The sequence below is a fragment of the Gallionella capsiferriformans ES-2 genome, assembly GCF_000145255.1.
Taxonomy (GTDB): Bacteria; Pseudomonadota; Gammaproteobacteria; order Burkholderiales; family Gallionellaceae; genus Gallionella; species Gallionella capsiferriformans.
In genome coordinates this window covers 1,184,265-1,210,395 of record NC_014394.1, presented here as the reverse complement: position 1 = coordinate 1,210,395, position 26,131 = coordinate 1,184,265, and the positions used below count along the sequence as shown (strand labels likewise).

At 55.7% G+C, this 26,131-nt stretch carries 18 protein-coding genes and 1 tRNA gene; all 19 read right to left on the bottom strand.

Going from position 1 to position 26,131, the window contains the following annotated elements; all coding sequences use genetic code 11:
- Positions 1 to 9: 9 nt before the first annotated feature.
- The 19 genes from GALF_RS05645 to pheT all read right to left on the bottom strand — a co-directional run bounded on the left by GALF_RS05645 (position 10) and on the right by pheT (position 26,120).
- Positions 10 to 6,558: a coiled-coil domain-containing protein gene (locus GALF_RS05645; RefSeq protein ID WP_013293100.1), complete on the bottom strand. Its 6,549-nt coding sequence runs from the start codon at positions 6,556 to 6,558 to the stop codon at positions 10 to 12.
- Between the two features lie 111 nt (positions 6,559 to 6,669).
- Positions 6,670 to 10,584, bottom strand: a complete 3,915-nt coding sequence (locus tag GALF_RS14885) for an EAL domain-containing protein (RefSeq protein WP_050752476.1) — start codon at positions 10,582 to 10,584, stop codon at positions 6,670 to 6,672.
- Positions 10,585 to 10,719: 135 nt separating this feature from the next.
- Positions 10,720 to 12,006, bottom strand: coding sequence for a carbohydrate porin (locus GALF_RS05635; RefSeq protein WP_150102578.1), 1,287 nt, complete (start codon positions 12,004 to 12,006; stop codon positions 10,720 to 10,722).
- A gap of 427 nt (positions 12,007 to 12,433) precedes the next feature.
- Positions 12,434 to 13,231: a ferritin-like domain-containing protein gene (locus GALF_RS05630; RefSeq protein ID WP_013293097.1), complete on the bottom strand. Its 798-nt coding sequence runs from the start codon at positions 13,229 to 13,231 to the stop codon at positions 12,434 to 12,436.
- On the bottom strand, positions 13,228 to 15,228 hold the full coding sequence (locus GALF_RS05625) for a UvrD-helicase domain-containing protein (RefSeq protein WP_013293096.1): 2,001 nt from the start codon (positions 15,226 to 15,228) through the stop codon (positions 13,228 to 13,230). Before GALF_RS05625 ends, GALF_RS05630 begins: the two co-directional genes overlap by 4 nt.
- Positions 15,229 to 15,256: 28 nt before the next feature.
- Positions 15,257 to 15,613, bottom strand: coding sequence for a YajD family HNH nuclease (locus tag GALF_RS05620; protein ID WP_013293095.1), 357 nt, complete (start codon positions 15,611 to 15,613; stop codon positions 15,257 to 15,259).
- Positions 15,614 to 15,630: 17 nt separating this feature from the next.
- Positions 15,631 to 16,533 (bottom strand): SPFH domain-containing protein, encoded by a 903-nt coding sequence (locus tag GALF_RS05615; RefSeq protein WP_013293094.1) that lies wholly within the window; start codon positions 16,531 to 16,533, stop codon positions 15,631 to 15,633.
- A gap of 10 nt (positions 16,534 to 16,543) precedes the next feature.
- On the bottom strand, positions 16,544 to 16,957 hold the full coding sequence (locus tag GALF_RS05610) for an NfeD family protein (protein WP_223293735.1): 414 nt from the start codon (positions 16,955 to 16,957) through the stop codon (positions 16,544 to 16,546).
- A 24-nt stretch (positions 16,958 to 16,981) separates the two neighbouring features.
- Positions 16,982 to 18,457: an EAL domain-containing protein gene (locus GALF_RS05605; RefSeq protein ID WP_013293092.1), complete on the bottom strand. Its 1,476-nt coding sequence runs from the start codon at positions 18,455 to 18,457 to the stop codon at positions 16,982 to 16,984.
- Between the two features lie 68 nt (positions 18,458 to 18,525).
- Positions 18,526 to 18,738 carry a DUF3820 family protein gene (locus GALF_RS05600; protein WP_013293091.1) on the bottom strand — a complete coding sequence of 71 codons (213 nt, stop codon included), beginning with the start codon at positions 18,736 to 18,738 and terminating at the stop codon, positions 18,526 to 18,528.
- Complete coding sequence (locus GALF_RS05595; RefSeq protein WP_013293090.1) at positions 18,735 to 19,544, bottom strand: DUF3025 domain-containing protein; 810 nt, start codon at positions 19,542 to 19,544, stop codon at positions 18,735 to 18,737. Before GALF_RS05595 ends, GALF_RS05600 begins: the two co-directional genes overlap by 4 nt.
- Before the next feature lie 10 nt (positions 19,545 to 19,554).
- On the bottom strand, positions 19,555 to 20,427 hold the full coding sequence (locus GALF_RS05590; protein WP_013293089.1) for a radical SAM protein: 873 nt from the start codon (positions 20,425 to 20,427) through the stop codon (positions 19,555 to 19,557).
- A complete protein-coding gene (locus tag GALF_RS05585; protein WP_013293088.1) occupies positions 20,424 to 21,344 on the bottom strand; it encodes a peptidoglycan DD-metalloendopeptidase family protein in 921 nt (306 codons plus the stop codon). The genes GALF_RS05590 and GALF_RS05585 overlap by 4 nt, the downstream gene beginning before the upstream one ends.
- Positions 21,341 to 22,003 carry a protein-L-isoaspartate(D-aspartate) O-methyltransferase gene (locus GALF_RS05580; protein ID WP_013293087.1) on the bottom strand — a complete coding sequence of 221 codons (663 nt, stop codon included), beginning with the start codon at positions 22,001 to 22,003 and terminating at the stop codon, positions 21,341 to 21,343. Before GALF_RS05580 ends, GALF_RS05585 begins: the two co-directional genes overlap by 4 nt.
- Complete coding sequence (gene surE / locus GALF_RS05575) at positions 22,000 to 22,752, bottom strand: 5'/3'-nucleotidase SurE (RefSeq protein ID WP_013293086.1); 753 nt, start codon at positions 22,750 to 22,752, stop codon at positions 22,000 to 22,002. Before surE ends, GALF_RS05580 begins: the two co-directional genes overlap by 4 nt.
- A gap of 203 nt (positions 22,753 to 22,955) precedes the next feature.
- A tRNA-Pro gene (locus GALF_RS05570) sits at positions 22,956 to 23,032 on the bottom strand.
- Between the two features lie 42 nt (positions 23,033 to 23,074).
- Positions 23,075 to 23,467: a MerR family transcriptional regulator gene (locus GALF_RS05565; RefSeq protein WP_013293085.1), complete on the bottom strand. Its 393-nt coding sequence runs from the start codon at positions 23,465 to 23,467 to the stop codon at positions 23,075 to 23,077.
- Positions 23,448 to 23,759 carry an integration host factor subunit alpha gene (locus GALF_RS05560; protein ID WP_013293084.1) on the bottom strand — a complete coding sequence of 104 codons (312 nt, stop codon included), beginning with the start codon at positions 23,757 to 23,759 and terminating at the stop codon, positions 23,448 to 23,450. The genes GALF_RS05565 and GALF_RS05560 overlap by 20 nt, the downstream gene beginning before the upstream one ends.
- Before the next feature lie 9 nt (positions 23,760 to 23,768).
- Positions 23,769 to 26,120, bottom strand: a complete 2,352-nt coding sequence (gene pheT, locus GALF_RS05555; protein ID WP_013293083.1) for a phenylalanine--tRNA ligase subunit beta — start codon at positions 26,118 to 26,120, stop codon at positions 23,769 to 23,771.
- Positions 26,121 to 26,131: the final 11 nt, after the last annotated feature.

The following is a 26,131-nucleotide window of genomic DNA, read 5'->3' as shown; positions in this document are numbered from 1 at the left end:
TGGTCGCCGTTATTTCTGCTGTAATTGTTTGGAGAGTTTAAGTGAGCCTAATTGAAGCGATGCTTCATCAGCCTCAAACGCTTTGGGTGGCACAGCTTTGACAAGCCTGGCTGGCGTCGCATTGCGAGTATTCAATAACTGCCAGCCCAGCAGTGCTGCAAGCAAGCCCCCTCCGGCCAACACACCCACCTTAACAAACAGCCTTCTTTTTTGTAACTGAGCCTTTGAGTAGTATGGCTCCAACTCGATGCGAGTTTGCTCGACATAGCTGCGCAAGGCCATATTTTTTTGTTCATCATATTCGGCTAACTGCTGCGCATGGACGGCTGCCTGTTTTTCAAGCGCGATCTTTTCCTGCGCTTCAACCGTTGCACGCTGCTCAGCCGTCATGTGCACTGCCACCGCCTCAAACGCCTCGCGTTCCGCCGCCACTCGCTGCGCTGTCTCCGACAAGAGCAGCGCTTCAGCCTCAAGGCGCGACTGCTGCTCTAGCCGCAACTGCTGCTGCTCCTGTTGCCGTTGCTGAGCAATTTGCGCTGCCTGCTCAATTAACGCCAGTCGCTCAGCATCCTCTTGCAGCGCCTGCTGTTCAGCCTGAGCTTTAGCCCGCTCCGCCTCCACTGCCCGCTGCTGCAGCGCCTCACGCTGTGCGCTGATTTGCGCAGCGATCTCGGCCGCTTCCTCCGCCTGCATGCGCAATAAGTTCAGACGCTCCTCCGCATCCATCATTGCCTGCCGCTCAACCTCTGCTTTGTGCTGCTCGCCCGCGATCAAACGCTGCTCGGCGTCAATGCGATCCTGCCGTGACTTAGCAACATTTTCCGCCATGGTTTGTTTATAGGCCAAACGCTCCTCCAGCATCCGGTCACGCTCGATTTGCAACTGAGCTTCACGCGCGAGCTGGTTCTCTATCTGCTCGCGCGCCTTCACCGATTCAATGGCAGCCTCTGCAATCTTCGCTCTCTCTTCAACAGCAGCCATCAAAGCAGACTCGCAACGAACCTGCTCCTGTTCAACGAGAAGCGCCTCACGCTCATGTGCAACACGCGTCTGCGCCAACTGTACAGCCTGATTGAGCGTTTCAATTTTCTCCTGCTCGGCAGCACAAGCCAATTGCAGCGCCAATTGTTCAGCACGTACGGCCTCTGCAGCGGCGGCTTCCTTCTCAATATGCTCAGCGAGCAATACCTGCAACTCACGCTCATGAGCCAGTCGCAGCGACTCTTTCTCCTGCAACTGCTGCGCCTGTTGCTCACGCTCGATGGCCGCCTGCGTAATCGTCTGGATCAACTGCTCATGTTCACCGACCGCCCGTATGGCCAATTCCTCACGGCGATTTTTTTCCTGCTCAGCCGCGACCAAGCGACGCCTGACCTGCTCATGCGCATGGGCCAAGCGCAGCGCCTCCTGCTCGGCTGCAATTTTGCTCTGCTCAATCTCGTTCGCCCGCTGCAGCGCCTCAATTCTGGCCGCTGATTCGCACTCAAGTGCGAGTGCCAGTGCTCGCTGCTGCGCGATACCCGCTTGCAAATCCTGTTCGAGCGCCAGCTGACGTGCGACATCCGCTGCCAGCTGTTGTTCCAGCGCTTCGCGTTCAACGCCCGCAAGTCTAGCCTGCTCTGTCATTTCAATGCGCTGCTGTGTTGCGGTCAAAGCGAGTGCGTCAGCAACCATTTTCTGCTGCTCCGCAGCCAATGCCTGCTGCAATGCGGCTTCCTGTTCGCAGGCAACTTGCTGTGCCTGCTGCTCAGCGGCGATTTTGTGCCGTTCTGCATCAGCTGCTCTCTGTTCTGCATCGATCCTGCTCTCAGTCTCGCGCGCTGCGGCCTCAGCCAGTGACAAACTGAGTTCCTGTTGAGCCTGCAGATTACGCTCTAGTTCGAGTTGTTGCGCTGCCTGCCCGGCAAGCTTATTTTCCAACTCCGCACGCGCAAGACTAGCCAAACGTGCCTGCTCTGCAATCTCAATGCGCTGCTGCTCAGCTGTCAAAGCGAGCGCCAGACTGGCGATTTTTTGCTGTTCGGAATCCGCCGCATGACGCATGACTGCATCATGTTCGAGCGCCATCTGTTGCGCCTGCTGCTGGACCGCAATTTGGAGCTGTTGCGCCTCGCATGCACGCTGCTCCGCGTCAATCCGGACCTGCGTCTCACGCTCGGCAGCATCAGCCAAAGACGCCTGCAATGCAGCCCGCTCCTGCAAAATGCGTTCGAGCTCTAACTGGCGTGCGGCTTGCTCGGCCAGCTGATGCTCCAGCTGTTCGCGATCGATCGCCGCAAGCCTGGCCTGTTCCGATATCTGAATATGTTGCTGCGTGGCGGCTAAAGCCGCTGCTTCACGATTGATTTTCTCCTGTTCCAAATCCGCCGCATGGCGCAATGCCGCTTCATTATCGCGTGCCAATTGCTGCGCCTGTTGCTCTAACACGACCTTGAGCTGTTCAGCTTCACAGGCCAGGGTTTGCGCCGCCAGTCGCGCCTGCAGCGCTTCAAAAGCTACAACTTCAAGCGCCGCATGCTGCTCCAGTTGCGCCTGCAACTGCTGCTCATGGGATAAGCGCTGCTGTTCCTGCTCGCGCAATTGCAATGCCAATTGTTCGCGTTCATACGCGACTTGTCTGGCCTGCTCGGCCAGTTCACGCTGCTGCTGGGCTGCGACGATCGCAGATGCTTCAATACGGATTGCATCCTGCTCAACGGCAATAGCCTGACGCTCTGCCGCTTCACGCGCCACAGCCAGTTGGTGCGCCTGCTGCTGTGCATTAATTTTTTCCTGCTCCAGCTCACCCGCACGCTGCTCGGATGCAAGGCGCGCTTGCAAGGCCGCAACCGCTTCCACCTCCAACGCAAGACACTGCGCGACTTCCGTCTGCAGTTGTTGCTCAGCCTGCAGATGCAGCAGCTCCTGCTCCTGCATCTGCAACGCTAGCTGCTCGCGCGCACGAGCGCTCAGCGCGGCCTCTTCTGCTGTCTGAACATGTAACTTAGCTGCGGCAAGCGCCAAATCCTCGCAGCGCATCTGTTCCTGTTCAGCATCGATTGCCCGCGCATGCGCCGCTTCAGCTTCCAGTGCACGATTGCGCGCCAGCTGGGCTATCGAAATTTTCTCCCGTTCGAGCTCACAGGCCTTTTCTTCGGCAGCCAAGCGTGCCAATACGGCAGAAGCGGCAGCGGCCTCCAGCGCAACACGCAGCTCACCTTGTTCCTGCAATTGAAGTTCACCTGCCAGTCGTGCGGCCTCCTGCTCATTCAACTGCTGAGCTTGGGACACCTGCCCATTGATAGCCGCAACGACTTGCTCTTCCAGACGCATCTTTTCCTGCGCGGCCTCAATCAGCAGCCCCTGTGCCGCTTCATGCTCCAATGCCAATGCGCGTACCTGATGCTCGGCAAGAATTTTGAGCTGTTCGGCATCGGTTGCCTGCTCTTCAGCTGCCAGTCGCGCCGCCACTGCAACAGCCACTTCCGCTTCCAGTGCTGCACGCCGTTCGACTTCAGCCTGCAATCTAAGCTCGTCAGCCAGCCGCTGTTGTTCCTGCTCAACCAGAAGCTGCGCAGCCAGCTCACGTTGCTGTGCCGCAACCCGGGCTTCTTCTGCCACGCGGGTGCGCTCCTGCATGATCTGCACAGCCGATTCTTCGCTGCGCAGTAACGCCTGCTCAACCGCCAGCAGTTCACGCTCAGAAGCCTCACGCGCAGCCGCTAACTCGCGCGCCTGCTGCTCCGCCTTAATTTTTTCCTGCTGTACCTCGCAGGCCAACTGCTCAGTGGCAAGGCGCACCTTGACAGACTCGGCGGCCTCCATTTCAAGGTCAACCCGTTTTTCCAGTTGCACACTTAATTCGCGCTCTTCGGCCAGTCGCTGCTGTTCGCGCTCGGCCAAACGCTGCGCCATCTGCTCGCGCTCTTGGGCCACCTGCCTTGCCGTAGCCGCCAACGCCTCCAGATGATTCATAGCCGCAACGGCGGCCGCTTCACTGCTGTTTTTTTCCTGCTGAGCCAACGCCAACTGACGCTGTGCCGCTTCATGCGCTAAAGCAATTGACGTCGCCTGTTGCGCTGCCGCTATTTTTTCCTGCTCAGCCTCGCACGCCTGTTGCTCGGCGGCGAGCCTTGCCTGCAAGGCGGCAACCGCTTCAGCCTCTAAGGTCGCACGTAACACCATCTGTGACTGCAACTGACGCTCTTCGGCCTCGCGCAACTGTTCCTGCCCGACCAGTTGCAGCGCGATCTGCTCGCGCTCGATGGCCGCCTCAACAGCCGCACGCTCGGCGCGGGCATGTTGCGCTGCGGCGACAGACGCACGAGCTTCGCTGCGAATACGCTCTTCTTCAAGCGCTGTGGCACGCTGCTCTTCCTGAATACGACGCGCCACCATATGCTCGGCGCGCTGCACAGTTTCCTCATGCAGCAACTGTGCATCATCCATCTGCTTCTTCAACGCCGCCGTCGCCATTGCCTCCGCGCGAATCAGATCTTCTTTGAGCTTCAACGCCCGCGCTTCCGTTTCAGCGCGCAACCGGGCAATATTCAGGGCGCGCACCGCAGCCAGTTCCTGCGCCCCGGCATCGCGATTCGCCTGTTCGTTCAATTCCAGCGTCGTCAGGGCGGCCGATTGTGCACGCGCCTCCATTTCGATGCGCAGATTGTCCGCTTCAGTTGCCTGCAACTGCGCGGCCATCGTCGCTTCGATTTGAGCAATCGCTCGCGTTTCTGTTTCCAACTGAATCTTCGCCGTATGCAGCGCTTCGAGTTCAATTTGTGCGCGCCGCACGGCCGCTTCATTCGCAAGTTCCGCGGCCTGCGCTTTTTCCGCCGCAGTTTCAATCAGCTTATGCTCGGCCTGTAAGTTTTGCTCGACCAGCAATTTTTCGCGCGCCAGCGCTTCTGCGCGCAATTGAGCCGCCTGCAATGCCGCATTCTGTAACTGATATTTTTCGCGCAACTGCTGTTCAGCCAAGCGTTCAGCCTGCTCACACTGCCGTGCTGTTTCCAGCAACTCGCTCTCAATGCGTGCTTTTTCTTCTGCGGCCTGTTGCGCCTTTTCTGCGGCGAGCAGCCGTTCGCTGGCAATCGCAATGGCAGCCGCTTCGGTTTGCAACTGCAATTCAAGCGCCTGAGCCGCCTCGATTTCGGTTTCGGCGCGTTGCTGGGCAAATACCAGCTGATCACGGCCCGTGGCGAGCTTTTGTGCCGCAGCCTGTGAGGCTAAACTTTCACTATTGAGCCTTTCATTCGCATCGCGCACCGCCTGCAACAGACTTGCCTGCGTTTGCTCCTGCTGGTCGGCCAGCTTTTTATCGACGTCTGCTTGTTCCTGCAGCAAACGGGCTACCTCTTCCTCAGCCCGCAGTTTGCGTTCCGCTTCGCTGCGAGCATCGAGTTCCGCCTGTGTATGCTGGCGAGCGGCCTTATACGCCTGACGCTCGGTTTGTACGCGGGCTTCCGCTTCCAGACGCATTTGCTCTTCAGCCTGTTTGCGCTGATTCGCCGCGACAATCGCTAATTGTTCAGTACTGGCGCGCAGCAGCGCCGCCTGTTCTGCATCGCGTTCGGCTTTGAGCTTAGCTTCGACCTCCGCCAGCGCCAGCGACTCGGCACTGACTCTGGCCTGCAAAGCTTCCTTGGCAATCTGTTCGGTATCGAGCTTGGCGGCAAGCAGCGTGACAACCTTCTGCTCCTGACTGACTTTCTCCTGCAGCACGCGTGCAATCGTGTGGTCGGTGGTGATTTTTTCCTGTGCAAGCGTTGCGGCCTGCTGCTCCAGTCTGCTGCGGTTTTCTGCCGCTTTTGCCGCACCCCGCTCGGCGTCGAGACGCTTGGCAATCAGCGCCATTTCATGCTGATCGATATCGGCGCGTACCCGTGCCAGTCGCAGCTCCTCTGCTTCGTTTTCAACGCGTAAGCGAGCAGCCTCATTCAAGCGCGTTTCAATTTCCAGCTTTTCAGCCGCCTGCGCATGTTGCAACTGCTCAGCGCGCATGCGTTCACCGACTTCTTGCTCAACTTGAGCCTCAAGCTTTTCGGTCTCCACCCGAAGCGCGCGAATTTCCGCCTCGGCACGCTGCAAGGAATTCTGTTCCGCCTGATATTGCCTGGAAATTAAAGCCTGCAACTCCTTTTCGGCGCGAATTTTATTTTCTGCGGCCGCACGGGCGATTTGTTCGGATTCGACGCGTTGCGACAACGCTTCCTGCGCCTGAATTTCAGCGCGCAATCTGGCCTGATTTTCTTCCTGCAAACGCATTTCAGCGAGCAGTTTTTCGCGCAATTCATGGGATAACTGCTTTTCAACTTCGAGCCGTTCCTGCGCGACTTCCGACAAACGGGTCTCATCCTGGCACTTCGCTTCGAGCTGAGCAATCAACTCCATTTCCATACGAACGCGCGCCTGAGCGATGGCGCGTCCATGTGCTTCGGCGCGTGCTCGCGCTTGGGCCGTAAAACCCGCCTGCATCTCGGCTTCCTGATGCGCGCGGGCTTCCTGTATCGCCTGAGACTGAGCGAGATATTCTTCGCTGTCGTTGTCGACCAAACGAAATTTAAAAGTGGATGACATGCAGTACCTTATGAAGCGGATTAATACGCGCAGGCGCTATCCTAGAATACCCGCGACAATAGCAAGATTGAGGCACTACTGACAAGTCAAAGCTGCCGGTATTGCGAAAATTCAGGGAATTTCAGCGTGTCCGAGCACAAACGCCTCGAACAAAGCAACTGTAAGCGGCCGACTGAAATAATACCCCTGAACCTCATTACAGCCTTGCAAACGCAAAAATGCCAACTGCCCGGCCGTCTCCACCCCTTCGGCGATGGTCTGAAATCCCATACTGCTGGCCAGTGTAATAATGGCGGTCACAATGGCCCGGCTTTCGATATCGTCAGCCAAATCGCGCACAAAGGACTGGTCAATCTTGAGCTTGTTGACCTTGAATTTTCTAAGGTAACTCAAGCTGGAATAGCCGGTACCAAAATCATCAATCGACATGCGAATACCGCACCCGTGCAAATCATTCATCACCCCGATGGCGACCAACGGGTTGTCCATCGCAACACTCTCGGTCAGTTCCAGCTCAATCCAATGCGGCGCCAAATTAGCCTCATGGAGTATCTGCATGACAAGTTCAGACAAGCGTGCCTGACGAAACTGCACCGCAGACAAATTGATGGCAACCGTAACCGGTGGATGCCCCGCATCCTGCCAGCGCTTAACCTGCTGCACCGCGGTGCGCAATACCCACTCTCCTATGCTCAGAATTAAACCGCTTTCCTCAGCGACAGGAATAAATTCGGCCGGAGAAATGCTCCCCAGCTCCGGGTGATACCAGCGCAACAAGGCTTCAGCACCGACAATTTTTCCGTCCTGCATGGAAATCTGCGGCTGATAGTGCAATTCAAACTGATTACGCGATAAAGCTTGTCGCAAGGCATTTTCCAGCAGCAATCTTCTGGCCGAACGCGCCTGCATCTCAGAGGTAAAGAATCTGAAATTGTTGCGCCCGTCCTGCTTGGCGCGATACATGGCCACATCGGCGCTTTGGTACAGTTTATCGAAATCCATGCCATCACTAGGGTACATGGCAATACCGATTGAGGGGGTTACAACCAGCTCGTGCTGCTCGATGTAACAGGTCTTCGCAACGGTCTCGAGTATTTTTTCGGCCACATGCGCCGCACCATCCGCATCCGTATCCGGCAACACCAGAATAAATTCATCGCCGCCAAAACGGGACAACGTATCCTCATCCCGCAACAGCAGTTTCATCCGTTTTGCCAGATGAACCAGCAACTCATCGCCAATACGGTGCCCCAGCGTATCGTTGATATTTTTGAAATGATCAATATCCAAAAACAAGACAGCCAGATGATGAGCGCTGCGCTGTGCCATTTGCATCGCAAATCCTGCCCTGTCCTTTAACAGCGTCTGATTAGGCAAACCGGTCAGCAAGTCAAAATGCGCGAGTTGCCTGATGCGCGCCTCGACCTGCTTTTGCTCGGTGATATCTTCCTTGATGGACAGGTAATTCGTCACGCGCCCGTCAGTGTGACGCAACGGTGAAATTCGCGCCAGCTCAACGTATTCAGTACCGTCCTTGCGACGGTTAATCAGTTCTCCCCGCCACATCTGACCAGAATTTAACTGGGTCCACATCGCAGCGTAAGTCTCAACCGTGGTTTTTCCAGAATGCAGGATGCGTGGATTCTTGCCCATCACCTCGGGCAGGGTGTAACCCGTCGTTTTAACAAACGCATCATTGGCATATTCGATGTTGGCATTCAAGTCGGTGATCACAATACTATTCGGGCTTTGCTCTACCGCCTGCGAGAGTTTGTTCAACCAGGCACCGGTTTGCGCACGTTCGATCGCAAGACTCGCCAGATGTGCTCCGCGCTCCAACGCCGCCAGTTCGTCAGCCATCGGACTGCGCGACTTCGAATAATAAAGCGCAAAAGTCCCCAGCACCTGCCCCTTGGTTGAGAGTATCGGCACCGACCAGCAGGCGGCAAGATTGTGAGCGAGCGCCAGTGCCTTGTAGTCCTGCCAGAGCGGATCGGTTGCGATGTCAGACACCACTGTCGTTTTGCAGGTAAAAGCGGCCGTACCGCACGAGCCTACCTTTTCACCGATAAGCGCACCGTTAATCGCCTCACAATATGCATCAGGCAAACTGGCTGCAGCACCATGTAGCAGGCGTTTCCCGTCAGCACTTAACAACAGCACCGAACAATACATACCCGGATAGATCGCCTCAAAGCTCAAAACCAGTTGTTTGAGCACTGCAGGCAAGGACTCACCGCGAGCCAGAGATTCGAGCACGGAACGCTCGCTCTCGATTTGCAATTCGAGGCGCTTGCGCAAAGTCTCACGCTCAAAATTATCCAGCGCAAAACTGATGTCCGTTGCCATCTCGGTGAGCAAGGTGCGCGACTCATCGTCAAAACCGTTGATGTCCGAGTTATACAGTGTAAAAGCACCTATCGCCACCCCGTTGCGACGTAAAGGCAAGGCTGCCGAAGCGCCCCATCCGTAGGACGCACCAATCTGATGCCAGGGCCGCGTGGCCGTATCATGCTGATAGTCCTGACACCATACAGGACGATTTTCACGTATCGCCGTACCCGTCGGTCCGCGCCCCAAGGGACTCGCCTCATCAACCGACATCTGTGCGCCCTGCAGATAATCCATACCATCGCCATAACTCGCGACAGGACGTATCCACCCCGTATCATGATCCACAACACCCACCCAGGCCATTTTTAAACCACCGAACCGCACGGCATCTTGACATATCTGCGCAAACAGTTCCGCCTCTGAACTGGAATGTACGATCGCCTGATTGCACTGACTGAGGGCATTATAAAGCTGGGTCAGCCGTTCAATTTTTTTAGCCGCTGCCAAACGTTCGGTAATGTCATGCGCAATACCCAGCACGCCGATCAGTTGACCCACCGCATTAAACATCGGTGATTTGGTTGTCTCTAAGCACGCACGGTGCCCGTCATCGGCGAAGGTCACCCACTCTTCGTTGATGCTGGGTTTATCGGCCAGCATCGCCGCTCGGTCATGCGCCCTGAAAAAATCAGCCTGCTCACGGCTGACAAAATCGTAATCTGTTTTGCCGACGATATCCGCCTCAATCGCACCGAAAAAACGCTCAAACATCGGGTTGCAACTTAAGTAAACGCCCTCTACATCCTTGAGCCAGATCAGATCGGGAATAGTCTTAACGATCAATCTCAATTGCGATTCGGCATGATGCATAGAGTGCTCAAGCGACTCTTGACGACGCAAAGTCTCCTCATTCATCACAGTCGCCGCGATACGCGCCATCAGCTTGTGCAGCGTTACCATTCCCAGCACGAGTCCGGCATCATCGACGACGACGAGGTGGCGATAGCGACTCGCCTGCATCAGTCCTGCCATTTCAAACACAGGGGTTTGATGCGACACGGTGAGCACAGGCGAATGCATCACCTCGCGCAAGCTCACTCCCTCAACAGGGGCGCCATTGACAAACAAGCCGGCCATATCCCGCTCGGTCAAAATTCCCAGCGGCAGGCCATTTTCGACCACCAGCGCATAAGAAGTACGGTCCTGCAACATCATGGCGACCGCATCACTGAGTTTATCTTCAGGGCGCAACTGGGGAAGTTTGTGATCCATGACGGCCTGCAAATCGTCGAGTTTACGCAGTAAATCTGCGCCCAGATGATTTCTAAAATCAGTTTCGCTGGCAAGACCGATGACGCCCCCCTTGCCATCCACCACAACCAGATGGCGAACATGGTGGTTGAGAACCTGAGAATAGGCCGCGGTAAAACCGGTATCCGGCGCAGCTGTCAGCACAGGATGACTCATGATCTCTGAGACCGGAGTTTGACGACTGGTATGTGCACTCAAGTGGCGCAATAAATCACGCTCGGTAATAATCCCAAGCGGCGTATTATCTGACATAACCAGCAATGAAGACATGCGCGCATCATTCATCTGTTTTGCCGCATCGCCTATCGTGCAATCAGGCAACACATGGCGCACCTGCCGGTTCATGATGTCAGCCAGCGTCAATTCCATCATCGGGTTCATGCCTTAAAAATCTCAAACAAGTTGTAAGCGGTCAAAATGACCCTGCCGATTCTACTGTAATTATTGATAATCTGCAGGACTTCTAAAACCCCGCGCCGAGTATCCGCAGCACAGGTCACAACCAGAAAAAATCGTTTAAAGTTCTGCGTGCAGGCGCAGCGCATAGACCTGCATCGGCCCGCGATCGGCGTTGTAGGCGGGATTCTGTATCTGCTGATAATCGGCGGTCAACCAGGTAGTTTTGGTGAGTCCAAAGCTGTAATAACCTTCAAAAATTTTCTCTGGACGATAACTCAGCTTGCCATCACCAAGAAAATACGACGTGCCGCCTGCAGCCAGAAAATTGCGCCTATCGGCAGACAAGGTGTTTTGCAACAGTGACACACCGATGCAGTCATCGGGCTTCCCCCATGCATTCCCCTTAACGAGCATACCGGTTGACAGCGAGCCGTCGACTTCGGTAAACGCATAAGTTTCCGTGCGTCCGTCAGCCTGCATGGCGCGCAGGAAAAAACCCGTGTTTTGGTTAATTTCCTGCTCCACATTCACACCCAGACCGTATTTTATTTTTTCCGAATTGCGCACGGCAAACAGCGCATCCGGACCTGCATAAGCCCCAGGATGTGCATTCAGCCACGCGAGCGCATCGGCAAAGGAGGCCGTGACCGCACGATTACGCCAGCCCAGCACCCTCACCTTACCGGGATGACCGCCCAAGCTGTGTTCATGTTCGATTTCGATCTGATCGCCATAGTGTTTGCCGATGGCCCAGTCGACGGGTAATTCATTGGGACGGCGCGGGCCTGTCATGCGGCCAAATCGCACCACCCATTCATCCTGATACCATTCCCCCGCAAAGCCCCAGCCGAAGCCGCGCGCATCGGCCGCATAGTCATAAGCCGCATAGGTCCAGTTACCCCAGTTCATAAACTGGGTACGCGCATCCTTGGCATAACTATTCGGGTCAAATACGTCCAGTGTCGAGAAATTGCCCAGCGTCAAAACAAAACGATTGTTATCAACCCAACCTGCCATCTGATTATTCAAACCGGATTCGACACGCTCAGACTCACCACCCTGATTCCAGGTCTGGCGCAAAAAAAATCTCTGCCGGTACGGAACGGGATTCGTGCCACCGGCACGGGTAATTTCACCGTTGGTAAATCCGCCCAACCCCACCAGATTGGTCGAAAACGGCACGCCCTGCGCGACTTCCGGATTAAAGTACAGCTCGCCGCCTTGCCAGGGACGAAATCCGAAAAAACCGGTCATGGAAAGCGTGTACATTTTTTCTGATGCCGCCATAATGCTGTTCGGACCGGAGTACGTAGCACGATAGGCCGGATGATACTGCCAGTTATAGGTAAACTGCACATGCGCCGAAGCCTGTTCCTCACCGGTCGTCTCAGCATGAGCCACCATCGTCAAATCACAGAGGTGTAATAATGCACAGACCAATACAAACCGGCTTGGTTTTTCAAAATGCATATAATTAACTTTCAGATAAAAACAACACCGGCAGCCGGACGAACTCACCTGATGCACGATGACACTCGAACCTCAATGAATCCCCACATGTGAATCATCAATACAATATGTCAGACAGGTTGCATTTTAATGTCAGATCAACACTAAATAACGCGCAAGACGCTCCCTTGATAATGATATCGAAAAACATAAGCGCTCTATGAAGCACGACCTGTACAGTTGACTATTTCGCGGGTTAAACCCATGACATGAGAATACCTCGGCAATGCAGACTTCACAGGGATACTATCAATTTCCCATGCAACATTTTTCTCTGAATAATGTTGCACTTGTTTTTGAATACCCCTCCTGAAAATCACCGTCAGAACGCGGCTAACTCCGCTTCACTAAAGCCCGCTGCACGCCGGGCCGGCAAATTAAACGGGCCGCGCAGCACGGGGGCGGCGTGCTCTATCGCCAGCGCCTTGTAAGCCGCCAGAGGATCAAGACCGCGCGCCGAGCAAAGGTAGGCGTACCAGCGGTTGCCTATCGCGACATGGCCTATTTCGTCCCGCAAAATAATATCCATAATCGCGGCAGCGGCAGCATCGCCTGCCTGCGCCAGTTTGTCGCGCAACGAGGGCACCACATCCAACCCGCGCGCCTCCATGGTGCGCGGCACCAGCGCCATACGGGCCAGCACATCGAACCTCGTTTTATCGGCCATTTCCCACAAGCTGCCGTGACCGGGAAAATCGCCGTAGACATGCCCTTGCGTCTTCAAATGGCCGGACAACAGCGAAAAATGCAGCGCCTCCTCATCGGCGACCTGCAACCAGTCGGTATAGTAATCAGGCGGCATGCCAGCGAAGCGCCAGATCGCGTCGAGCGCAAGATTGATCGCGGTAAATTCGATATGCACCAGTGCATGAATTAAAATCGCGCGCCCCTCCAGCGTCGTCATCGAGCGGTGTTTAACCAGCCTGGGTGCCACCAGTTCAGGTTTCACCGGCATCCCCGGCACAGGCAAAGTCGCAGTCAATGCCGCCTCGCGATTGAGTTGTAGCGCGCCCGACGCCCAATTAACCGCCAGCGCCCGCACACCCGCCGCCTTGCGCTGTGCATCCGGCTCTGACAGCCAGAAAAGCGCTGCCTGCCGCAATTCAGTCGGCGTGTTCATGATTCGGCTACCGGTTTCGCCAGCATCGCTTTTAATCTGGCGAGTTTATCCATGCCTTCATCCTTCGTCACCACCTGAACCGCCTCCGCATGACCGCCCGCAAAAACCAGTTCGCTCTGGGGCATTTCCTCTAAAAACCGGCTCGGCTCACACAGCGCCCAGTCCTTGCCGCGCCGGCGGCGCTTGCAGTAACTGATCTGCAACGTGCGCTCGGCACGGGTCACGCCGACATACATCAGGCGGCGCTCCTCCTCAATGCCTTTTGCATCGCTGTCGCGGAACGGCAGGATATCCTCCTCGGCACCGATGATGAACACATGGGGAAACTCCAGCCCCTTGGCCGCATGCAAGGTCGAGAGCGAGACCGCCTCCTGCTCCTTATCCTTGCCCTCCAGCATATTGATCAGCGCGATCGTCTGCACCATGGCAATCAGGGATTTTTCATCCGCTTCGGATTTACGCTTGAGCCAGCCGATAAAATCCTCGACGTTCTTCCACTTACTCTCGGCTTGACGCGCATCGGACGAGTCGTACAGCCAGGTTTCGTAGTTGATCGCGCGCAAGAGTTCATCGAGCAGTTCGCCACAAGGGTCGGATTCGGCCCTATCCTCCAGCCGGTTGATAAACCTGCAAAAAACCATCAAATCTTCATACTGACGAGGGGGCAGCAACTGCTCGATCTGCACGTCGAACGCCGCCTCGAAAAGGCTGATGTGACGCAGGCCCGCATGGCTGCCCAGCTTCTCCAGCGTGGCATTGCCGATGCCGCGTTTAGGGGTGGTGATGGCGCGGATGAAAGCCGGATCGTCGTCCGGGTTGGCGATCAAACGAAGATAAGCGGTAATGTCCTTGATCTCGGGCTTGTCGAAAAACGAGGTACCGCCGCTGACGGTATAGGGCACGCGCTGCGCGCGCAACTGCTCCTCGAACGCCCGCGACAGATAGTTGCTGCGATACAAAATCGCATAATCGGAAAACTTGGCCTGATTCTCAAACTTGTGCGTGACCAGCTTCATCACCACGCTCTCGGCTTCATGCTCGTCGTCACGCGCGGCATAAACGCGGATCGGATCGCCGATGCCGTGATCGCTCCACAGCTTTTTCTCGAACACCTTGGTGTTGTGGTTGATCAGCGCGTTGGCCACTTTCAAAATGCGCTGCGAGGAGCGGTAATTCTGCTCTAACTTGATCACGCGCAACTGGCTGTAATCGGTGCGCAAATTGTGCAGATTCTCGATGCTCGCCCCGCGCCACGCATAGATCGCCTGATCATCATCGCCCACGGCGGTAAAGGCCGCACGCGTGCCCGCAAGCAAGCGGGTCAACTGATACTGGCAATCGTTGGTGTCCTGATATTCGTCGATCAATAAATAGCGCAACTTATGCTGCCAGCGCAGCAAAGCCTCGGGATGATCTTTGAACAACAGCACAGGCAGATGGATCAGGTCGTCAAAATCCACCGCCTGATAGGCGCGCAGTGTTTCCTGATAGCGCATATAAATCCGCGCGTAGGCTTCCGCGTCTGCGCTGTCTGCTACCACCACGGCCTGCTCCGGCGCGACAAAGGCCGATTTCCAGTTCGAAATCTGTGTCTGTATATCGCGTATTTCCTGCTTGTCGCCCGAATTGGTCAGTTCGCTGATGATTTTGAAGGTATCGCTCGAATCGAAAATCGAGAACTGCGGCTTGTATCCCAGCAGTTTCGCCTCGGCGCGCAGTATCGTCATCCCTAGCGAGTGAAAGGTGCTGACCACCAGCCCTTTGGCGCTTTTCCCCGGCAGCAGCAGCGATACGCGCTCCCGCATTTCATTGGCCGCTTTGTTGGTAAAAGTGATCGCCGCAATATTGCGCGCCGCATAGCCGCATTCCTCCACCAGATAGGCGATCTTATGGGTGATGACACGCGTCTTGCCGCTGCCCGCCCCCGCCAGCACCAGCAGCGGGCCGTCGAGGTACATGGCCGCTTCGCGCTGCTCGGTATTGAGTTTGCTTAACATGATGCGGGGGCTGACCTTCCGGATACCGTCATTTTTTCAGCAGGCCCTGCAAGGCTGAGAAAGGATTGTGCGTCGCCAGCTTTTGCTGGTCGGCGGAACGGTGTCGCCCTGCCTCCTCCAGCACGCGCGAATGTTCGTTATCGTGGCAATACAGACAGAGCAACTCCCAGTTACTGCCATCGGCCGGGTTGTTGTCGTGATTGTGATCCTTGTGGTGCACCGTCAACTCGCGCAGGCGCACCCCGGAGAATTCGCGTGCACACCGCCCGCAGATCCAGGGATAGAGTTTGAGTGCGCGCTCGCGATACCCCGCCTCGCGCAGTTCGCTTTGTTTACGCGCCTCCGCGACGACGCGGTCGAGTCGGGCGTGATCAGGTTTAGTCATGAATAGTGGCCCCCAAATCAGCGCGACTTGACGATGTTCATCGCAGCGGCCACCATGGAACCCATATCAGCCAAATTCCCCGGCAGAATCAGTGTGTTACCCGCTTTTGCCACATTACCAAACGCCGCCACATATTGCTCGGCCACCTTCAGATTGACTGCATCCATGCCCCCTGGCGACTGTATCGCTAACGCTACCTGCTCGATCGCCTGCGCGGTCGCTGACGCCACCGTCTTGATCGCTTCAGCCTGCCCTTGTGCGGTATTGATGGCGGCCTGCTTCTCGCCTTCCGAGCGCTGAATAAAGGCTTCGCGCTCCCCTGTGGCGATATTGATCTGCTCCTGCTTGCGGCCTTCGGAGGCGGCGATCAGCGCGCGCTTTTCACGTTCGGCGGTGATCTGCGCCTGCATGGCGTGGAGGATTTCCTTAGGGGGTGTTAAATCCTTGATCTCGTAGCGCAGCACTTTGACACCCCAGCTGGTCGCGGCCTCGTCGAGCGCCGCCACCACCGCGCGATTGATGTCATCGCGCTCCTCGAAGGTTTTGTCGAGCTCCATCTTACCGATCACCGAACGCAAGGTCGTCTGAGCTAACTGCGTGATCGCCATGATGTAATTGCTGGTGCCGTAGGAGGCAAGCTTAGGATCGGTCACCTGAAAATACAAAATACCATCCACGGTCAGCTGGGTATTGTCGCGGGTAATGCAAACTTGACTTGGCACATCAAGCGGCACTTCCTTGAGCATATGCTTGTAAGCCACGCGATCGACAAACGGAATCACAATATTCAGCCCCGGCAGCAACGCCGCATGAAAACGTCCCAGCCGCTCGACGACCCAGGAGTTTTGCTGCGGCACGACTTTGAGCGCTTTGACTAAAAAAATAACGGCTGCGACCAGTACTAACAATGAGATTTCCATATTTCCTCCGTTACGGTTTTTGATGCGTCAAAATCAGTGTGGCGCCGTGCACCGCGCTGATATAAAAAGTACCCTGATGCGGCAGATCAGCCGATTCCAACTCGGCATCCCATTCAGCCCCCCGATAGACAACCCGCGCCGACCCGTTGTCGTGCCAGATTAAAACCTCAACCGGCTGCCCGACATCCAGACTCGATTGATCGGGCCTAAAAGGCATTTTCAAAATGCGCAATATCCCCAGCCCCAACATTACCGCCAGCGCACAGAGCGCGAACTGCCAGGCCAAACCGACGGATAGCATGGTAGCGAACCCTGCCACCGCCATCGCGACCGACAACACCAGCATATAAAAAGTCCCCGTTGCCATTTCCAGCCCCAGCAAGACTAACGCCAGCAAAAACCAGTAATTAAAATTTTCCATCATCCCTCCAGCCTTAACTTACAACCGTCACTCGCCCAGAATGCGCGGGCGCGAAACACCGAAGCCCTGCGCAAAGTCGATACCGATCTCACCGAGTTTTTCGATGAGATCGTCATTTTCAACCAGTTCTGCGACCGTTCTGACACCGATTTTTTTGGCAACCCGATCGATCGATACCACTTTAGCCAGGTCAACCGGATTGCTGAGCAGATTGAAAATCAGGCTGCCGTCAATTTTAATAAAATCCACCTGAAATCCGCGGATCTGATCGAACGATACCGAGTCGCGACCAAAGCCGCTTAACGCAACCCGGCAACCGCACAGCTTAACCTGGCGGGCGAATTCGGCCACACTCTCGTTGCGTATCGCAAGATCAGTCTGAGCCACCTCAAAACACAGCACGCTGCCCGGCATTCCCGTCTCGCTAAGCGCACCTTGCAAAAAGTCAGAGAAATCCGGATCGCCTATGGTCGCAGCGCCCACATTGATAAAAAAGATGGCTTCCTTATCTACATTTTGCTGGTGCGAAATCCAACTCAACACATGTTCTACCACCCAGCGATCCAGATAGGGCATCAATCCATTTTTTTCAGCCAGCGGGAAAAATGCCCCCGGAGGAATCATGCCGCCTTCCTCTTCGAGCAGGCGTATCAGTATTTCATAATGCGCGCTCCTGCCCGAATCAACGGGGAGCGGCGCGATCAACTGACAGTACAGGCGAAACTCGCCCCCCTGTATGGCCGCGATAAACTGCTTACCCGCGTCCGGCCTGCCGCTGACCTGCTCGGAAAAAACGTCCAAGTACATTTGCTGGTCGACATCCCGCTCTGCAACTGATGACTTCTTAGCACCGGTTACACCCGACACGTCACCGCGCTGCGTAATGTCTTCAGCCAGAAAATAAAATCCGGCAATTTTTCCATCCGCTTCAAACAGGGGAATATGGTCCACCAGCAACCGGTATAAGGCGCCGCCCGGCATTTCTTGAAAAAACTCATAATGCAGCGACTGTCCGTCCAGAGATTGCCGCACCGCCGTCGCGATACCGGCATATGCGTGCGACCCGAACAACTCGCGGATAGGCCGGCCTTCGATCGATTCTGCCTTCAAATGCAGCCACTCGCGAAAAGCCCTGTTGTGATAACCGCAACGCCCTTCGGTATCGATGAGCACGATCATAGTAGAAATTTTTTCGTCCATCAGGCGTAAACGCAGTAGTGACGCAGCGTATTTCTCCTCCAGGCTGCGACGAAGCGCCGATTCCTGCTCCAGTTTTTCTTTGAATGACGACAACTGCGCAGTACGCCGCATCAAAACCCATTCAGAGCGCGATGCGCGCGCCGCTTCAGCCAGCACGGACGCCACCAGTATGCCGGTCAAAAAGGCGGTCCAGGGCAAATTGTCCAGTGTAAAAAAAATGGCTGACACCAGCGCCAGTGCTGCGCCGAGTAGGGCTGCCGCCACCAGATAAGCCCGAACATTTCGAAAAATTCCGTGATGCATCGTTTACTCCTCACAGGCATTATAGCCATTCGTGGATGATAACCTGCCAGCAACCACCCGGGCGGCGATCAGCGTTTTCGCAGCGGATCGAGCAAGGAGGACAAGCCGTTGTGATCCAATTCCTGCATCAGTGCGAGCAAGCTCCCCAGCTCACCGGATGGAAAGCCCTCGCGCGCAAACCAGTTGAGGTAATGCCCCGGCAGATCGGCAATGATACGCCCTTTGTATTTTCCATAGGGCATGACCCGGGTGACCAGAAGTTGCAAGGATTCGGGTTTCATCGCTGCCTGCCAGGCCGAAAATACGCGGTATTGTCGTAATACGACTCGGACTCGTTATCCGCCGACCAGCCCGGTATGCCCAGCAGCGGCACCGGCGAGAGTTCGCGCGTCGTGCGGCAGCTACCTGCCAAAAAATCTGCCAGCCTGCAATCTAAATGCGCCCGCTGCTGCTCTGCTGTCCAGCTGAAAAATTCCTGAGTAACCGGCAGCAGCAACCCCTGACCGGTCATGCCGATATAAGGTTGCAGGGCCTTTTCGTACAGTCCATGACCAAAAATATAAAACCCCATCCGCTCGCGCACCGCCTGACGACGCTGCCAGAACAATTCATGCCAGCGAAAATTTTGCAGCAAACCGGCCAGTTCCTCGTCGGCACAGGCCACGATGACGCCGGATTCATCGAACAGGGTACTGGCATCGCGCACAGCGCCGCGCTGACTGGTTGACTCGTCAGTTAAGCCAGTCAGCGCCTGAAAGTGGCGCGCATTGATCGCGGCTTTCGCATTGGGATAGGTCAGCCATACCAGCGCGTTGAGCAAATCGTGCCAGTTTTCCTGCCGGGTCTGCACCTCGCCTGTCAGATAGCAACGGGGTTCGTATTGCGACTCAAATGCCAGCCGGCCCGCGCCTTGCGCAACAAAGCTGAGTTTGCGGCCGGACGCGACCGACGGTTGATGCACGGCCAGCATGCGGTTTAAATCCGCTAGCAATGGAAAACCGTCCTGCTCTATAGTGCCGATCACCGGATGCAGCGGCGCGAACAGCTTCGATTGCAGCAGCGCATCCCATCTTGGAAGGTGATTCATGCCAGCATCCTCAGACACTGATTTTGACAGGCAAACCCAGCTGCGTGATGCGATCAGCGAAGGCCTGCATCAATTCTGTCGGCAAGGCCGATAAACGCTCAGATTCAGCCTGCATCGAAGGCCGGGCCAAACCGTAGAGCAACACGCCCTGCAGCGGATACCCCGCCCGCACAAGTTCACCGACGAATGCCAGATAATCCTCTTCGTCCTGCAGGGAAGGCGGCGCGCCGTCCATTGCGAACCAGCAGGTTTGCAGCCAGGTCGGGCAACACGACATCGCGGCAATCAAATTCATGCGAACCTGATCCTGCCGCAGGTGCGTATCGTTCACCTGCAATCTTGCCGCCACACTCGCGCGATCGAGTTTGAACCAGACCTCACCGTGAATTTGAGCCATCTCGCGCAAACCCGCCTGAACATCGACCCGATGCAGCAAGCTACCGTTGGTGATCAGCACCGTCTTGACCTCATCCGGCACCGCCAACTCCCTGCGCACTCGACTGATCAATGAGATGACCTCCGCAAACGCAATCGCACTGGTCGGTTCACCATTGCCGGATAGCGCAATGTCATTGATACGCCGCGCCTCGACAGGCACACGTTTTTGCATAAAGTCGCCGTGCAGCAGTTCGGTTAAAAAACTGCGCAGTTCTGTGTCGAGCAATTGCAAATCGACCGGCGGCGCTGTCCCGCGTGTCAATTCAGGCACCTGACAGTAAACACAGCGCCAGTTGCAGGCGTTATTCGGGTTGAGATTGATCCCGACTGACACACCACCTGCACGGCGCGAGATCACGGGATAGACATAATGCAGCGCTGCGCTGTTTCTATCGTGATTGACGACATTCAGCACACCACCCGACTTTGCCGAAGAATTAGTCAAGGTTTGTTGAGTGCCAGATAACCTGCCGGATCGACAGGCTTTCCCAGACGGCGCACTTCGAAGTGCAATTTGACCTGATCGCTGTCGGAATTGCCCATCTCGGCGATTTTCTGACCACGTGTCACCGTTTCGCCTTCCTTGACCAGCAACTGATCGTTGTGCGCATAGGCGCTAAGATAGGTCTTATTATGTTTTATAATCAAAAGCTTACCATACCCGCGCAAGCCGCTTCCGCTGTACACGACTTTGCCCGGCGCACTGGCAAAAACTGACTGACCCAGCTTACCGGAAAAATCGACGCCCTTGCGGTTATCCGCTTCGGAAAAGCCTGCGATGATTTTGCCCTGCGCCGGCATACTCCATTCGAGCGCGTCATCAGTCTCCGCCACCGCTTCAGCCTTGTTATCCGGCTTTACTTCAGATTTTGACTCCGCTTTAGTATCCGCTTTCGGCTTGGCTTCAGCCTTGGCCGCGCCGCCTTCGGCCTGACTCACCGCGCTCTCGCTGTAGGCATATTTCACGGCTTTGGGTTGATCTTTGACCAGCGATATTTTGGACTCAACCACTGCACGCGGCGCGACTGCACCTGCACCTGCACCTGCACCTGCACCTGCACCTGCACCTGCACCTGCAAACAAATTGATCTGCTGCCCCACTTTAATCAAGTTGGCATCCTGAATGCCGTTCTGCTCTGCCAGTTCGCGCGGGTCCAGTCCGTAATTGAACGCGATGGCGTACAGCGTATCGCCTTTTTGCACAACATGCACACGCGGACGCCAGTCCTTTTCAGTCGATTTAACGGTGACCGGCGCAGCTTTAGGCGCAACTCCGCGCTTAACCACCGGTGCGCGCGGCCCGCTGGAGGCGCACCCTGCCAATACACTCAAGACGAACAACCCGACGACGATACGGCTCATGCTTTTCCCATCAAAAGAGGTACAAATTTTACCGGCTCGAGACGAGATTCGCGGAATCCCTGCGCCTCGCGCTCGACCAGATACAACCACTGCTCCTGCCGGCCGACCGGCAGCACCATACGCCCGCCCACTGCCAGCTGCTCGCGCAAGGCCGCCAGCATCACGGGCGCGGCTGCGGCCATGATGATGCCATCGAAAAGCGCCGCATCAGGCAGACCCGCCGAGCCGTCCGCATAGCTCAACTTCACATTGTTGATCGCAAGATCGTGCAATTTACTTTTAGCGCGCTGATACAAAGGCTCGATGCGCTCCATGCTGTACACCTCGGGAAACACATGCGCCAGTACAGCCGCCTGATACCCGCAACCGGTGCCGATTTCCAGCACTTTTTTAATCGGACGCGTCGTTGAGGCGCGCAGCACTTCTATCATGCGCGCGACGATATAAGGCTGTGAAATCGTTTGTTCATAGTTGATCGGCAAAGACACATCGTCATAGGCACGGCTTGCCAGCGCCTCATCGACAAACAGGTGTCGCGGCACTTCATACATCGCCGCCAGCACGGCCTCATCGACGATCCCCTGATCCCGCAGACGGTCTATCATGCGCTGCCGTGTTCGTGCAGAGGTCATCCCGATACCGCTATGCCGCATAGTCATGCCAAGTCCTGTCCCAGCCAGTTGCGCACGGCATCTATCTGGCTGTATTGAGTAAGATCGATCTGTAGCGGCGTGAGCGATGCACGCTGTAAATTCAGGGCATTGAAATCCGTCCCCTCGCCCGCATCCTGCGCGCGTCCTGCGGCACCGACCCAGTACACGGTCTCCCCTGACGGGCTCAGTGCTTTGATGACGGGTTCCGCCTTGTGACGTTTACCCAGCCTCGTGACTTCGATCCCCTGCAACTGATCATAGGGCACATCGGGCACATTGACATTGAGCAGCCAAGGCGCATGATGGGTCTGAGCGCCAAAGCGCAGCACAAGATCAGAGGCGACTCTGGCCGCCGTCTCGAAATGCACCAGATTGCTTCCCACTAATGAAATGGCAATAGAGGGGATACCCAGCAAATAGCCTTCGGTCGCGGCCGCCACGGTGCCCGAATAAATCGTATCGTCACCCATGTTCGCACCGGCGTTAATCCCGGACACCACCATATCCGGCTGATAATCGAGCATGCCGGTCACGGCCAGATGCACGCAATCAGTGGGCGTACCGTTAACGTAATAATAACCACTGGCCGCTTTGCGCAACTTCAACGGACGGTCCAGTGTCAGCGAATTGCTCGCACCGCTGCGATCCCGCTCGGGCGCCACCACGACCACTTCGGCGATTTTAGCCAGATGCTGCGCCAGACACGCCAGTCCCGGTGCAAAATAACCATCGTCATTGCTGATCAGAATACGCATCGGGAACTCAGTGTTTTAAGGTAGGGCGGCATATTTTGAGTGATTCAGATTGAACCCGTGCATGATAACAAATTGGCACTGAATATTCTAAACTGCCCGCCTGATAAATAAAGTGAACAGGCGACATCTTGCCAGAAACACATGAACACAAAATTTAAAAATTAAAAAGGAGTCAGGCTATAAACCTAACTCCTTGATTTTTTTGGTCAGCGTGAGAAGATTCGAACTTCCGACCCCTACCACCCCAAGGTAGTGCGCTACCAGGCTGCGCTACACGCTGAAGCTCGGCATTATAACAGAGCTACGCACAAAATAAATCTTCTTAAGCACTCAGCAGCGCAATGATTTCGTGGATTTCACGTTTTAATGCGACCACATCAACAACCTGCGCCACCGAAAGATCGGCTGCCGGCACTTGAACAGACTCAGGCGTACTCGCTGCGCCGCGCACGCCATCGAGCTTGTTACGCGCACCGCTGATGGTAAATCCCTGCTCGTAGAGCAACTCGCGAATACGGCGGATCAACACCACTTCATGATGCTGATAATAGCGGCGATTTCCGCTGCGCTTCACCGGATTGAGCTGAGTAAACTCCTGCTCCCAGTAACGTAAAACGTGCGCCTTCACGCCGCACAATTCGCTTACTTCACCGATCGTGAAGTAGCGCTTGGCGGGAATGGGAGGCAGCACTGAATTAGAGGTGTGGAGTTCCATGATACGATTTTTCTACCAGCGTCTTTAACTTCTGACTCGGATGAAATGTCACCACCCGGCGTGCAGAAATGGGGATTTCTTTGCCTGTCTTGGGATTACGCCCGGGACGTTGCGGCTTGTCACGCAATTGAAAGTTGCCGAAACCGGAGAGTTTTACGCTCTCACCTTGCTCCAGCTGCACGCGAATTTCCTCGAAAAAGGTTTCGACCATATCCTTGGCCTCGCGTTTATTCAGGCCAACTTTAGCAAACAATAAGTCCGCCAGTTCAGCTTTTGTTAGTGTTGTTATCATATTTTTCCCTTACATACGCAATTGCGCACCTAGCTTGTTCAACGCTTCCACCAGCAATCCCATGCCGGGTTCGATTTCTGCATCCGTGAGTGTCTTTTGAGTATCTTGTAACGACACGCGGAATGCAAGACTTTTTTTGCCGGTTTCGACACCGGGCCCGCGATATACATCAAATAAAACAACTTCCTGCACATAATCCGCCTTTGCAGCGAGCATCGCATCGGTCAGCGTTTGCGCGCTGACCGACTCATCCACCAGCACGGCCAGATCGCGGCGCACCGGCAAAAACTTCGAAATCTCACTCATGCGCGGAACACGGCTCTGCATCAACGCTTGCAACTCGACCTCGAACCAGACCGCCGCCTGCGTCATGTCGCGCTGCCACTTCGGATGCAACTCGCCTAGCCAACCGACGAGGTTTTCACCGGCAAAAATCTGCGCGGAACGCCCCGGATGCAAGGCCGGATGCATCGCCGCCGCAAAACGCAGCGTCAACGGCGCAAACAACGCCTCGATATCCGCCTTCACATCGTAAAAATCAACCGCTTTGGTGGCAGAACCCCACTGCTCCGGCAGGCATGCGCCGTAGGCGATACCCGACAGTCTCTGGGTCTGCACATACTGCCCATCTGATTTGGCAAAGCACGCGCCGACTTCGAACAGACGCACGCGCGACTGACGACGATTGAGATTGAAGCGCAATACGCCCACTAAGCCGCCTATCAGACTGCTGCGCATCACCGACATATTGCTGGCAATCGGATTTTTCAGGGCAACAGGATGGTCGTTACCGCACAACTCGCTCTCAGTCTGCGCGTCGACAAAAGCGTAACTGACGATTTCCTGATAGTCGCGTGCGACCAGTACTTGCTGAATGCGACTGAGCGGGCGCTGCAATTCGCTATCGGGCAGCATGGTCAGCGCAGCATGAGGCGCCAGCGCCGGAATGGCATCGTAACCATACAGACGGGCAACCTCTTCGATCAGATCCGATTCGATCGACAGATCGAAACGAAAACTCGGCGGCGTCACACTAAAACTGTCGCCAGACATGACAAATTCAAATTGCAAACGCGTCAGCAATTGAGCGATCTGGCTGCATTCGAACGAAATCCCCAGCACACGCGCCACGCGGGACGTGCGCAATACGATGGCGGCACGAGCTGGCAACTCACCGCGAACTTCGGTGATTTCAGCAATGCTACCGCCGCAAATTTCAAGCTGCAATTGGGTCGCACGCTCCAGCGCCTCGCGGGTTGCCGAAAAATCGATGCCCCGCTCGAAGCGGAAGGATGAATCAGTGGCCAGGCCAAAGCGGCGCGCACGCCCCGCAATCGCATCAGGATGGAAAAAGGCGGCTTCCAGAAATACATCCTGCGTCGATGTCTCGACGCCGCTCCCCGCTCCACCCATGATGCCCGCCAAAGCCAGCACGCGCGCATCATCGGCGATCACCAGCACGTTTTCATCCAGCACCACAGCCTGATCGTTCAGCAGCGTCAGCGCTTCATCTTTGCCAGCACGGCGCACGGTAATGCCACCGGACAAAGTCGCGGCATCGAAGGCGTGCATGGGCTGGCCTAATTCCATCATCACATAATTGGTGATATCAACAACCGCGTTGATACAGCGCAGGCCACTGCGCTCAAGCCGTCGCTGCATCCATACTGGCGTAACTGCTGCTGCATTCACGCCTTTAACAAGACGACCGCAATATAACGGACACGACGTTTTGTCTTCAACCGTCACCACAAGCTGATCGCTCAGCGCAACAGACTGAGCCACGATCGCAACGGGCGAAAGTTCACTACCGGTTAATGCCGCAACCTCGCGCGCAATCCCCTTCATACCGGAACAGTCGCTACGATTAGGCGTGAGTTTGAGGGTAAACAACTGATCGTCCAGATCCAGATACTCGCGCATCAATTGCCCGACGTGTGCATCAGACGGCAAAACCCAAAGACCATCGCTTTCGGTCGCCAGCCCCAACTCGACGGCAGAACACAGCATACCGAATGAGGGAATGCCGCGCACCTTCGCCTGTTTGATCTTGAAGTCACCCGGCAATACCGCGCCGATGCGCGCACAAGGGACTTTTAAACCGACGGCCACATTGGCCGCACCGCACACGATCGTCAACGGCGCCTCTTCACCGACATTCACCTGACACACATTCAGACGATCCGCATCGGGGTGTTTCTCAACCGACAACACCTGGGCGACAACCACGTTATTGAATGCCGGCGCAACAGCCGCCCTCTCCTCAACTTCGAGACCCGCCATCGTCAGCAGATGGCCCAATTCCTCGCTTGTAAGTTTCGGGTTGACCCAGCTTCTTAACCAGTTTTCTGAAAATTTCATCGCGGTATTCT